Below are 12,419 nucleotides of genomic sequence, written 5' to 3' on the forward strand. Positions count from 1 at the left end.
TAACTGATCGGCATTAGGCCCGAAGGCCGCTTTGTTATTAATTACATTTACTTACGCTACACCACTCAGGCTGTCGCCAGCTTGGCCTGCTCTTCACCGCGCTTGAGCATGGCGTAGGAGACGCCGGTCAGCAGCGAGCCTGCGGCAATCGCCACGATATACATCATGACGTTGCTGATGGCGTGCGGGATAAAGAGCACAAACAGGCCGCCGTGGGGTGCCATCAGCTCGCAGCCGAACAGCATGGAAAGCGCACCGGTCAGGGCGCCACCGACCATACAGGCCGGGATGACGCGCATCGGATCCTTGGCGGCAAACGGAATGGCCCCCTCGGAGATAAAGCACAGTCCCAATACGAAGGAGGCTTTACCCGCTTCCTGCTCCGCCTTGATGAACTTGGTGCGAGCCAGGAAGGTCGCGATCCCCATCCCCAGTGCCGGCACCATACCGGCGGCCATCACCGCTGCCATCGGGGCATAGGTTTTGGAGGCCAGCAGGCCGACACCGAAGGCGTAAGCCGCCTTGTTGACCGGGCCGCCCATGTCGAAGCACATCATGGCGCCGATGATGACACCCAGCAGCACGGCGTTGGCAGAGCCCATGTTGTTGAGGAACTCCGTCATGGCATTCATGATGCCAGCCACCGGACCACCCACTACGTAGATCATCACCAGACCGGTAAAGAGGCTAGCCACCAACGGAATGATCAGAATGGGCTTGAGCGCTTCCAGAGTGGTCGGCAGGCGCACCTTGTCGCTCAGGTACTTGGCGCTGTAACCGGCCAGGAAACCGGCCACGATGCCGCCAAGGAAACCGGCGCCCAGCGAGCTTGCCAGCATACCGCCGATCATGCCGGGAGCGAGACCTGGGCGGTCAGCGATGGAGTAGGCAATGTAACCTGCCAGCACCGGGATCATCAGGGCAAAAGCGGAGCCACCACCGATCTTCATCAGGGCGGCGGCCAGGGTGCCTTCCACCTTGAACGCTTCGATACCGAACACGAACGAGAGCGCGATGATAAGACCACCCGCCACCACCATCGGCAGCATAAAGGAGACACCGGTCAGCAAATGCTTGTAGGGGCCAGCCTTCTCTTCTTTCTTGGGCTGGCTGCCGCCACTGTGGCGATACAGTTTTGCCTCGTTCCACGCCTTGTCGAGCTCGGCGCGGGTTTTCTTCAGCGCAGCGCCGGTGCTGGTGCGATAGACCTGCTTGCCATCGAAGCGGGCCATGTCCACCTCGATGTCGGTGGCAAGGAACACCAGATCGGCAGATGCAATCTCTTCGGCGGTCAGGGCATTCTGGGCACCGACCGAGCCTTGGGTCTCGACGCGGATCTGGTAACCCAGCTGCTTGGCCATGGTCTCCAGCGCTTCTGCCGACATAAAGGTGTGGGCCACACCGGTCGGGCATGCGGTGACTGCGACGATGCGCTTGCCAGCGGCGGCGGGTTTAGCTGCAGCGGGAGCGGCTTGATGACGATAGACGCTGGCACCGCTGGTTGCGGCTTCCAGCAAGGCAGCCGGATCTTGCAGTGCGAGATCCATGCTGCCCTGATAGACCCGCTTGCCATCATAGGCAGCGAGATCCACTGGGGCGCTGGCGACAACCAGCACCAGATCGGCGGCGGCAATCTGCTCTTTTGAGGGGATCTGGCGCGGTTGCACGCTGGAGCCGACGTCGAGGGTGAGTTCCCAGCCAGCCAGTTTGGCCTGCTGTTCTATCCGTTTTGCAGCGAGAAAGCTGGTGGCAATGCCCGCCGGGCAAGCCGTAACCAAGATTGCTTTCATTGGGCATCTCCTGAGTTTTCCATTGAGGGGGTATTGCATTGAACCGGTGCCAGCTCATCCAGAGGCTGTACGCGCACCTGTTCAAGTAAGGGGTTGAGCACACTGATATCGCTAAAACCGACCGCCACCTGACTGACCGCCAAGGCCGAGACAGCGGTGGCCAGCCGCAGGGTCTGCTCCGGCGCCCAGCCAAGGCTGAGACCATGGGCGAGACCGGCGACCAACGAGTCGCCCGCACCGACCGTGCTGACTACCTGCATCCGCGGCGGAATGGCTTGCCAGACTGCATCCGGGGCAAACCAGATGAGGCCATCGGCGCCGTTGGAGATCACCACATTGGGGATCCCGCTTGCCTGCAGCGCACGGGCACACTCGGCCTGCTCGCTCAGGGTCTTGATGGGGCGGCCGGCCCACTGCTCAAGCTCTTCCAGATTGGGTTTGACCAGGGTCGGCGCCGCCTTGATCCCTTCGCTTAAGGCCGCGCCGCTGCAATCGAAGATCACCTGCTTGCCCTTGGCCTTGAGCAGGCGAATAAGTTGGGCGCAGTAATCGGGGGCCACCCCTTTGGGCAGACTGCCCGCCAGCACGAACCACTCCGCCTGCAATGCCAGCTCATCGATGGCCTGCTCCAGCGCGCTCACTTCCCCTTCATGGATGGTGAGCCCCGGCAGGTTGAGATCGGTGACCCGACCGGACTGTTCGGAGATCTTGACGTTGATGCGGGTGCTGCCCGCCACGCGCACAAAATGATCATCCAGCGCCCGCTCTGCAAACAGAGAGATAAAGCTCTGCTCATTGTCCGCGCCAAGCCAGCCGGTGACGCCCACCTCGCGGCCCAGGTCTTTGAGCACCATGGCGACGTTGATCCCCTTGCCCGCTGCGCGCAGGTTGGCCTCGCTCACCAGATTGACCTCGCCCAGGCTCATCGCCTCGAGACGGGTGGTGAGATCAAGGGCAGGGTTGAGGGTAATGGTGACAATCTTCATCAATGAGCCCCCTCGCCCAGGCCGGCGGCGATGGCCTCACCGATCCCCTTGAGGGCGGCTTCGGCATCCGCTCCTTCGGCGCGAAACGCCAGACGGTGCCCGCACTTGACGCCAAGGCCGATGACCTTCATCAGACTCTTGGCGGAGACTGCCTCACCGCTGCCATCCAGATTGGCAACCCGGATGTCGGATTCAAACTCTTTGGCCACCTTGACCAGCATGGCGCCCGGACGGGCATGCAGACCGTGAGGATTGATGATGGTGAAGGTTTCGGAAAGACCGCTCGCGGGGCCCGCTTGCAGCATGGCCAGCCCCTCGTTGCCCGCCAGCGTGGCAAGTTGACCGGCCGCAGCCAGTTTGGCCAGATTCTCAAGTTGCGGCAGATGGTTGCTATCTGCGGCACACAGCAGCAGCATGGCGCTGACCGGCAGATCACCAGCGCGCAGTTCACTGCTCGGCGTTGCCAGCACCCAACCGGTCTGGGCAGCTTGCGCACGGGCCAGCCAGACTCCCTCGCCCAGATAGGCAGGATCGCTTGCCAGCAGCGCCGTCACCATGGCGGCATCGCCCCAGCCAGCAGACTTGGCGCGCGCGGCCGCCCCCAGCAGCAGCTGGTCGCGATCATCGGCCGGGAAGTCAGCCAGGGTCAGGTATTGCACCTCTTTGGCGGCAGTGGCACCGGTCAGGATGTTAATGATGGTGTCGGTATCGGTAGCCTCTTTCAATTGCGCGGCCGCCTGCTCGTCACCCAGCACATGGGTGAGCTGGCGCAAAATGCCCAGATGCTCGTCGGACTTGGCGGCAATCCCGATGGCGACGTAGGCAATCTGCCCCTCATCCCACTCGATACCGTGAGGGAACTGGGCCACCATGACGCCGGTGCTCTTCACCAGATGGCGGGTGTCGGTGGTGCCGTGAGGAATGGCGATGCCGCTGCCAAGGTAGGTGGCATGTTGCGCCTCGCGGGCCAGCATCCCATCCACATAGCCCGCTTCCACCAGACCGGCTTCGGTCAGTTTGCCTGCCAGCAGGGCAATGGCGTCCGACTTGGTCACCGCCGTCTGCCCCAGCAAGATCTGCTCTCGCGCCAACTTCAACATAGAGACTCTCCATCAGGTTCCGGCCGTGCCGGTAGATCACAATTGAACATTCGAGTAACTCGCCAGCTGACAATAGACCCGATCGCGGTTGTCTGTGATCGGTGCCTGATTTTCAGGCTACTGGGTCTCTTCGTTGCTGACAGGCTGAATCGTTTCACTTACACTCAGACTGAATCGTTTCAGCGAATTGATCAAGTACCCACAAAGAGTGCTTTTCAATGATATGATCCCGCGCACACTTTTCGGTGCCCTCACCCGGCAGTGACCGTGGGCCTTGCAACTCAAACAGAGCCAATATGATGAAACTGGATGAAATCGCCGCCCTCGCCGGTGTCTCGCGCACCACGGCAAGTTATGTGATCAATGGCAAGGCCGACCAATACCGCATCAGCCAGGCTACCCGTGACAAGGTGATGGCTGTGGTCACCGCCCACAACTACCAGCCGGACAGCCGCGCCGCCTCCCTGCGTGGCGGCCAGACCAAGACCCTCGGCTTTATCCTGCCCGATCTTGAAAACGCCAGTTACGCCAAGCTGGCCAAGCGGCTGGAACAGGGGGCGCGGGCGCAGGGTTATCAGCTGCTTATCGTCTGCTCGGAAGATGATCCCGCCACCGAAAAAGAGTTGGCTCAGATGCTGGTGAGCCGCCATGTGGACGCCCTGCTGGTAGCCAGCTGTCTGCCGCCGGACGACCCCTTCTACGGCAAATTGCAGGCACAAGGCAGCCAGATCCTCGCCATCGACCGTGCCATGGCCGCCGACCAGTTCGTCACCGTCGCCAGTGAAAACGAGAAGGCGAGCTTCGATCTCACCAGCTCCCTGCTCACCCCTACCTTACGCCATATCGCCTTGATCACCGCGCTACCAGCACTCACGATCAGCAAGGAGCGCAAAGCCGGTTGCGAGCAGGCGATCGCCAGCCACAGTGCGGCCCGCCACCTGTGCGAGGGGGATCACTTCTCCCGCCTAGAGGGGTATCGCCTGATCAAAAATCTGCACCAGCAGCTGGGCCAGTTGCCCGAAGCGCTGATCACTACCTCCTATATCCTGATGGAGGGGGTACTCGACTACCTGTTGGAACAAGAGACCGATATGAGCCAGCTCGCCATGGCCACCTTCGGGGACGATCGGCTGCTCGACTTCCTCCCCTTTGGCATCAACTCCCTGCCCCAGCAACACGACGCACTGGCGAGCCTGGCGCTGGAGCTGGCGCTCAAGGCGGTGAACGGCGAATACCAAAGCGGGCTGCACTATGTGAGCCGCACCCTCAAGCGCCGCCGCTAAGCCGCTTTGCAGCAGACCCGGTTTGCTGGCAATGGGTGGGCAAAGAGAACAGATGACAATAAGGCTGCCAGCATCGGCAGCCTTATTGTTTCTCCCTACAACCCTGCCCGCACGCTCTGCTTTCTCTGCATGCCTGACCGACTAAACAACCGGCCTCCACACCGCTTTGCCCTTCAACGCCACGCCAACGTCAATACAAGGCCCTCCCCGCTCCCCTATCTGTGCTGCTGCCACTTGGCTTATCCGTATCTATGAGCCGTCCTGTCAGTCGTTTTTTCGGTGCTTTTTTCTGCAACCAGCCACCACTGTCATCATTTATTTCCACTTATTGCCACAAGCCAGCACAAGATCCGTATAAAAGGGGTTGTTTCCGCTATTTCGATCCGCTAACGTGGCAACCATATTTTACAAGTGACAGGTTTTAGGTACAGATGTTCCCGTTCCGATATTGCTAGCCTCCGGCCTTATCCCCGGAGGCGCCTGCTGATAACGCCAATTGACCCCTCTTGTTGACGTCACTGCTGACACCACCTGTTTGCACTGACACCGCTACGTTCGGATGGATAACATGAATACCAAAACCCTGGGTTGTACCCTGTTGATCGCCGGCACCACCATAGGCGCCGGCATGCTGGCCCTGCCGCTGGCCTCCTCCTCCCTTGGCGGCCCCGCCACCCTGATGCTGATGGTCGGCCTGTGGGCCCTGATGGCCTTCACCGCCATGCTGCAAGTAGAAGCGAGCCTCAACACCGGCAAGTGGTACCTGCACCAGCTGGCGGATCATCTGCTCGGCCCCTGGGGCAAGCGCATCGCCTCCTTCTGCATCCTGATGTTGTTCTACTCGCTCGCCTCCGCCTACATCAGCGGCGGCAGCAGCCTGCTGGCACAGGCGCTGGCAGATGCGGGTATGACTCTCAGCCAGGAACAGGCCGCCTGGGCCTTTACCCTGCTGTTTGGCGGCATGGTCTGCGTCGGTACCCGCTCGGTGGATTACCTCAACCGGCTGATGTTCACCGTGAAACTGGTGATCATGGTGGCAGTGCTGGCACTGCTGCTGCCGCGCGCCGAGGGGCAACATCTGCTCTCGATGCCGTTGGGTCAGGGCTTGTTGCTGGCGGGCCTGCCGGTCATCTTCACCTCGTTCGGCTTTCACGGCTCCATTCCGAGCGTCATGCTCTACCTCGGTGACTGCCCCAAGCAACTGCGCCGGGTCTTTGTCTGGGGCTCTGCCCTGCCGCTGATCCTCTACGTGCTGTGGCAGGTAGCGATCCTCGGTCTGCTCGGCCAGCAAGCCCTGCTGCAAACCGGTGGCGCGCTGGACAGCCTGCTGGCCAACGTCGGCAAGCTGGTGAGCTGGCCTGCGTTTAATCAGGCGATGCACCTGTTTGCCGATCTGGCGCTCGCCACCTCCTTCCTCGGGGTGACGCTGGGGCTGTTCGACTTTATGGCCAAGGCGACCCATCGCAAGGATAACTGGCAGGGCCGCAGCCAGACCGGTCTTATCACCTTTGTGCCGCCGCTGCTGTTTGCCCTCTACTTCCCGCAGGGCTTTATCATGGCGCTCGGCTACGCCGCCATTGCGCTGGCGATCCTCGCGGTGTTGCTGCCGGTGGCGCTGGTGTGGCAGAGCCGCAAACAGGCGCCTGCCCACCACTACCGCGCCCCGGGTGGCGTAGTGGCGCTGGGACTGGCCGCCACCATGGGGGTGCTGATCGTCGGCGTACAGGTCAGCGTCAGCCTCGGAATGCTGCCGGCGCTCTAATCCTTGCCACGATTCAATTCTCTTAATAGCAAAAGCCCCGCCAACGAATATTGGTGGGGCTTTTGCTATTTGGGTCGGCATAACGTTCGCAACATCGCAATATGACGGGTCAATCTGGTACAGATGACTGCTACTCTCAGAGGCAAGCCATTGAGACGCCGGGCAATATCAATCGAGTCACTGGCGGCTCGACATCATCACACCGGGAGCCAGATACCATGACCATACTGCCTGTTTACGCGGCCCTGCTCGCCCTGCTGTTTGTGTTGCTGAGCATACGCACCATTCGTACTCGCCATAGCCGCAAAGTGGCACTGGGGCACGGCGATGATCCCGCCATGCTGCGCGCCATGCGGGTACATGCCAATTTTGCCGAGTATGTTCCCCTCGCCCTGCTACTGATCTATTTTGTCGAAGCCACCAGCCAGACCCCCTGGCTTGTCCATTTGCTGGGAAGTGCCCTGTTGCTTGGTCGCGTCTGTCACGCCTTTGGCATGAGCCACACGCCGGAGAACTTCCGCTACCGGGTGGCAGGAATGGGGCTGACCTTCGCGGTGATCCTGGTGAGCGCGGCCCATATCCTGATCACGGCGCAGCTCCCCTGACGTTTTTCCGGCAGGCTACGCTGTCCCACCAAAACCCTGTCTACCGGAAAAAGAAAAGCCCTGCCAGATTGGCAGGGCTTTTTCAGTCAACCGTAAAGCTGAGGAGCTTGGCTCCCGAACCGCTTACTGGTTGTGGGTAGCGCGACGGGGACGACGGGCCTGAGCCGGTTTGCCAGCACCATCAGCCGGACGCTGACCACCTTGCGGCTTGGGCTTGCCACCGTTACCGGTACGCGCGCCACCTGCATTGCCATTAGAGGCAGAACGACCGGCGCCCTGACGCTGGCCTTGACCTTGCGGACGCGGCGGGGTGCGGCGCTGCTCGCTCGGATCACGGGGCTCTTTGCGCAGTGGCGCGCCGATACCACGGGCGATGTTGTCCAGGGTCTCGCGGGAGGCTTCAAAACCGGCCACCTGCTCGCACGGAATGTTCTGCTTGGTCAGACGCTCGATCGCCTTGATAAGCTTGCCTTCATCGGCAGCAACCAGAGAGATGGCGTGACCGGCAGCACCGGCACGGCCGGTACGACCGATACGGTGCACGTAATCTTCCGCCACGTTGGGCAGCTCGAAGTTGACCACTTGCGGCAACTTGTCGATGTCCAGACCACGGGCGGCGATGTCGGTCGCCACCAGCACCTTGACGCTACCATCCTTGAAACCGGCCAGTGCACGGGTACGGGCACCCTGGCTCTTGTTGCCGTGGATGGCGGCAGCGCTGACGCCGTTCTTGTCGAGGGTCTCGGCAACGCGGTTGGCCATGTGCTTGGTACGGGTGAACACCAGTACCTGCTGCCAGTTGTTGCTGGTGACCAGATGGCTCAGCAGGCCGATCTTGTTGGCCTTGTCGCACGGGTGAACCAGCTGCTCGATACGCTCGGCGGTGCTGTTGCGCGGGGCGACTTCAATCACCGCCGGGTTATCCAGCAGACCGGTGGCCAGCTCGCGGATTTCGTCGGCGAAGGTCGCGGAGAACAGCAGGTTCTGGCGCTTCTTCGGCATCAGGGCCAGGATCTTGCGGATGTCGCGGATAAAGCCCATGTCGAGCATGCGGTCCGCTTCGTCCAGTACCAGGATCTCCACTTCGTCGAACTTGACGGCATTCTGGTTGTAAAGATCCATCAGGCGGCCGGGACAGGCCACCAGCACGTCCAGACCACGGCGAGTCGCCATCATCTGCGGATTGATGCTGACGCCGCCGAACACAACGTGGCTGCGCATCGGCAGGTGTTTGCCGTAGTTACGCACGCTCTCGCCCACCTGGGCGGCCAGCTCGCGAGTCGGGGTCAGCACCAGCGCACGAATGCGGTTCGGAGAAACCTTACGCTTGCTCTCCATCAGACGTTGCAGCATCGGCAGGGTAAAGCCTGCGGTCTTGCCGGTCCCTGTTTGGGCCGCCGCCATCAGATCGCGGCCAGCCAGAACGGCGGGGATCGCTTGCTGCTGAATGGGAGACGGGGTGTCGTAGCCTTGTTCGGCAACGGCACGCAACAAGGGTTCGGCCAGACCGAGGGAAGTAAAACTCATAGTTACCTGCTAGGGATAGTGGCGCCGGGGATTTGTGGTGGGGCTCCTCTGCTGAGCCGATGCCATCTCACAAGATCTGGGCCTATTGAGAAAACAACGATTTCCCCGGGGAGCAGAGCAAAGGGGAAAGAATAGAGGCGCAGTCTAACGGAGTTGCCCGGGATAAACGAGAAAAATGTGATGTTCCTCCCAGCACGAACAGAAAAGCCCCCTGCTGCCCCCCGAATAATCCCGTTGACCGCTGGCGCAGGCACCACACTATTAACTGCCAACATAATATCTGTCTCCGCAGCTCCGCCCCGAACATGCGGGAGACAGGACACGTGACAGAAGAACGGGATAACGAGGTTTGGCTATTATGACCACGCAATATGCTATCCGCAGCAGATGGTCCATTCGGATCGGCCTGCTGCTTATGCTGCTCTCCCCTGCGTTGCAGGCCGACCAGACCCTGACCGTGGCCTGGAGCCATTGGCCCCCCTTCAGCCAGATCGATAACAAGGGCGAGCTCGACGGGCTGGATGTCAGCCTGACCCGCCAGATCCTCACCCGGGCGGGCTTCACCCCCAGGTTTCGCGAGATCCCCTGGGCACGGGCGCTCCATCTGGTGGAGCACGATCAGCTGGATGTGGCGATGGCCGCCCTGCCACTGCCGGAGCGCCAACAGTACGCCCGCTTTTCGGCTCCCTACCGCCAGAGCGCGTATGTGCTGCTGAGCAATGACCCCATTCCCGGCCATCAGGATCGCTGGGCAAAGCTCGATACCCTGCCCGAGCTTTGCCACAGCAAGGGGCTCAAGCTTGGCAAGCTGCGCGGCACCCGCCCCATCCAGCAGATGGAGGAGTGCCCCGCCCTCAAGGGGGCAACCGAGTACAACGCCGATGAGCGAATGATCGATCTGCTGCTGGCCCGCCGCCTCGATGGCATCATCATGGAGTGGCAATATGCCCGCTACCGGCTGGCCCAATTGGGCGCCGAGGGATTTATCAGCTGTCAGCTGTTGCTGCACCACCAACCGGTCAGCCTGATGTTTGCCAAAAACAGCGTGAACGACGCGCAGCTCCTCAAGATCAACGAGGCCATTCACGCCTTGCCCAAAATCCATGGCAAGTTCTCGCCCCCCAGCTGTCGCCTCAATGCCGATCCGGGGGCCGCAGATCTGCTGACCCGCACCATCAGCGAACATTGACGGGATAAACCATCCCCCGAAAATAGCAAAGGCGACCATGAGGTCGCCTTTGTGTTGGTTACCGAACCGGATCTCCGAGCAGGAGCGATCAGTCGATAGGCAGCAACGCCGATCAGCGCAGCTGCGGGGTATGGGTCAACACCCCCTGATTCTGGGCGCGATGGCGCAGCAGATGATCCATCAACACCAGCGCCAGCATGGCTTCGGCGATAGGCACGGCGCGGATGCCGACACAAGGATCGTGACGACCCTTGGTGATCATCTCGATGGCCTCGCCTTCGGTATTGATGGTCTTGCCCGGCACAGTGATGCTGGAAGTGGGTTTGAGCGCCATGCTCACCACGATATCCTGACCGGAAGAGATACCGCCCAGAATGCCGCCCGCATGGTTGCTGGCAAAGCCTGCCGGGGTCATCTCGTCGCGATGCTCGGAGCCTTTTTGCTCCACCACCGCGAAGCCGTCACCGATCTCCACCCCTTTCACCGCATTGATGCCCATCATGGCGTGGGCAATGTCGGCATCGAGGCGGTCAAACACCGGCTCACCCAGGCCCACCGGCACATTGCGCGCAATGACCTGCACCTTGGCACCGATGCTGTTGCCCTCTTTTTTCAGGTCGCGCATGTATTGATCCAGTTCTTCCAGCTTGCCCGCATCGGGGAAGAAGAAGGGATTCTGCTCAATCTGCGCCGCGTCGAACGCCTCGGCCTTGATGGGGCCGAGCTGGGAGAGAAAACCGGTGATCTCGATGCCATGCACCTGTTTCAGGTACTTCTTGGCAATGGCACCTGCCGCCACCCGCATCGCAGTCTCGCGCGCCGAGGAGCGGCCGCCACCGCGATAGTCGCGCTGACCATACTTCTGGTGATAGGTGTAGTCAGCGTGACCCGGCCGGAACAGATCCTTGATGTCGGAGTAATCCTTGGAGCGCTGATCGGTATTCTCGATAAGCAGCCCGATGGAGGTGCCGGTGGTCTTGCCCTCGAACACCCCGGAGAGGATCTTCACCTCGTCCGGCTCACGGCGCGGCGTAGTGTAGCGAGAAGTGCCCGGCTTGCGCCGATCCAAGTCTCCCTGCAGATCCGCTTCGCTTATCTCCAGCCCCGGCGGGCAACCATCGACCACGGCGCCCAGCGCCAGGCCGTGGCTCTCGCCAAAGGTGGTGACCCGAAAGAGTTGACCAAAACTGTTCCCTGCCATGCGCGCTCCTGCTTAGTTCTTGTAGATGGCGAAATGATCCTGATACTGCACCAGCTCGTCACGGGTCATCACAAAGACACCGTGTCCGCCGTTTTCGAATTCAACCCAGGTAAAGGGGATCTCGGGGAACTGGGCTTCCAGATGGATCATGCTGTTGCCCACTTCGACCACCAGCACGCCGTTATCCTTGAGGAAATCTGCCGCATGGGCCAGCAGACGCTTGGTCAGCTTGAGACCATCGGAGCCGGACGCCAGCGCCAGCTCGGGCTCGTGACGGAACTCGTCCGGCAGATCCGACATGTCTTCGGAGTCCACATAGGGCGGATTGGAGACGATGAGATCGTACTTGTCACCGGCCGGCAGATCGCGGAACAGATCGGAGCGGATCGGAATGACCTGCTGCTCCAGCCCGTGATCGTTGATGTTGCGCTCGGCCACGTTCAGCGCATCGACGCTGATGTCGATGGCATCCACTTCCGCTTCCGGGAACTCGTGGGCCATGATGATGGCGATGCAGCCTGAGCCGGTGCACAAGTCCATGATCCGGGTCGGTTCATGTTTGAGGAACGGCGCGAAACGGTCAGCCACCATCTCGGCAATCGGGGAACGGGGAATGAGCACCCGCTCGTCCACGTAGAACTCCCAACCGGCATACCAGGCCTTGTTGGTCAGGTAGGCGGCAGGTACCCGCTCCTGTACGCGGCGGATAATCAGCTCGGCAATACGGTGACGCTCGCTGCTGGTGAGACGGGAGTGGCGCATGGCCGGGTCTACATCCGGTGGCAGATGTAACGCGGGCAGTACCAGCTGCACAGCTTCATCCCAGGCGTTGTCGGTTCCATGACCGTAAAAAATCCCGGCGTCGTTGAAACGACTCATGGCCCAACGCAACATGTCCTGGATGGTGTGCATCTCGGCAACCACCTCATCGATAAATATCTTGTCCAAATCCACCTCCAAGTCGAGTAATATCCGG

Annotated in this window: 10 protein-coding genes; 4 read left to right on the top strand and 6 right to left on the bottom strand. The window is 61.0% G+C overall.

The window, feature by feature from the left end:
- Positions 1-65 precede the first annotated feature (65 nt).
- Genes fruA through fruB form a run of 3 tightly spaced genes read right to left on the bottom strand, consistent with a single transcriptional unit; the run spans position 66 to position 3,876 of the window.
- The gene (gene fruA / locus BN1115_RS12345) at positions 66-1,790 is read right to left on the bottom strand and encodes a PTS fructose transporter subunit IIBC (protein WP_042657382.1); all 1,725 of its coding nucleotides are present in this window, start codon (positions 1,788-1,790) and stop codon (positions 66-68) included.
- Positions 1,787-2,776, bottom strand: coding sequence for a 1-phosphofructokinase (gene pfkB / locus BN1115_RS12350; RefSeq protein ID WP_042657383.1), 990 nt, complete (start codon positions 2,774-2,776; stop codon positions 1,787-1,789). The genes fruA and pfkB overlap by 4 nt, the downstream gene beginning before the upstream one ends.
- Complete coding sequence (fruB, locus tag BN1115_RS12355; protein WP_042657384.1) at positions 2,776-3,876, bottom strand: fused PTS fructose transporter subunit IIA/HPr protein; 1,101 nt, start codon at positions 3,874-3,876, stop codon at positions 2,776-2,778. Before fruB ends, pfkB begins: the two co-directional genes overlap by 1 nt.
- A 296-nt stretch (positions 3,877-4,172) precedes the next feature.
- Here fruB and cra point away from each other — a divergent pair, with 296 nt between their 5' ends.
- The 3 genes from cra (at position 4,173) to BN1115_RS12370 (ending at position 7,526) form a co-directional block, all read left to right on the top strand.
- Positions 4,173-5,159 (top strand): catabolite repressor/activator, encoded by a 987-nt coding sequence (gene cra / locus BN1115_RS12360; RefSeq protein WP_042657385.1) that lies wholly within the window; start codon positions 4,173-4,175, stop codon positions 5,157-5,159.
- A gap of 568 nt (positions 5,160-5,727) precedes the next feature.
- Positions 5,728-6,921 carry an aromatic amino acid transport family protein gene (locus BN1115_RS12365; RefSeq protein ID WP_042657386.1) on the top strand — a complete coding sequence of 398 codons (1,194 nt, stop codon included), beginning with the start codon at positions 5,728-5,730 and terminating at the stop codon, positions 6,919-6,921.
- Between the two features lie 218 nt (positions 6,922-7,139).
- On the top strand, positions 7,140-7,526 hold the full coding sequence (locus tag BN1115_RS12370) for an MAPEG family protein (RefSeq protein WP_042657387.1): 387 nt from the start codon (positions 7,140-7,142) through the stop codon (positions 7,524-7,526).
- Between the two features lie 123 nt (positions 7,527-7,649).
- On the opposite strand, the gene BN1115_RS12375 is transcribed toward BN1115_RS12370, so the two are convergent.
- Entirely contained in the window at positions 7,650-9,053 is a 1,404-nt protein-coding gene (locus BN1115_RS12375) for a DEAD/DEAH box helicase (RefSeq protein ID WP_042657388.1), read from the bottom strand.
- A 358-nt stretch (positions 9,054-9,411) separates the two neighbouring features.
- Here BN1115_RS12375 and BN1115_RS12380 point away from each other — a divergent pair, with 358 nt between their 5' ends.
- Positions 9,412-10,242: a substrate-binding periplasmic protein gene (locus BN1115_RS12380; RefSeq protein WP_042657389.1), complete on the top strand. Its 831-nt coding sequence runs from the start codon at positions 9,412-9,414 to the stop codon at positions 10,240-10,242.
- Between the two features lie 112 nt (positions 10,243-10,354).
- Here BN1115_RS12380 and aroC read toward each other — a convergent pair whose 3' ends face one another.
- Positions 10,355-11,443 carry a chorismate synthase gene (gene aroC / locus BN1115_RS12385; RefSeq protein ID WP_021230156.1) on the bottom strand — a complete coding sequence of 363 codons (1,089 nt, stop codon included), beginning with the start codon at positions 11,441-11,443 and terminating at the stop codon, positions 10,355-10,357.
- A gap of 12 nt (positions 11,444-11,455) precedes the next feature.
- Positions 11,456-12,391 (bottom strand): 50S ribosomal protein L3 N(5)-glutamine methyltransferase, encoded by a 936-nt coding sequence (gene prmB, locus BN1115_RS12390; protein ID WP_042657459.1) that lies wholly within the window; start codon positions 12,389-12,391, stop codon positions 11,456-11,458.
- Positions 12,392-12,419 lie beyond the last annotated feature (28 nt).

Source organism: Aeromonas allosaccharophila (genome assembly GCF_000819685.1).
Lineage (GTDB): Bacteria > Pseudomonadota > Gammaproteobacteria > Enterobacterales > Aeromonadaceae > Aeromonas > Aeromonas allosaccharophila.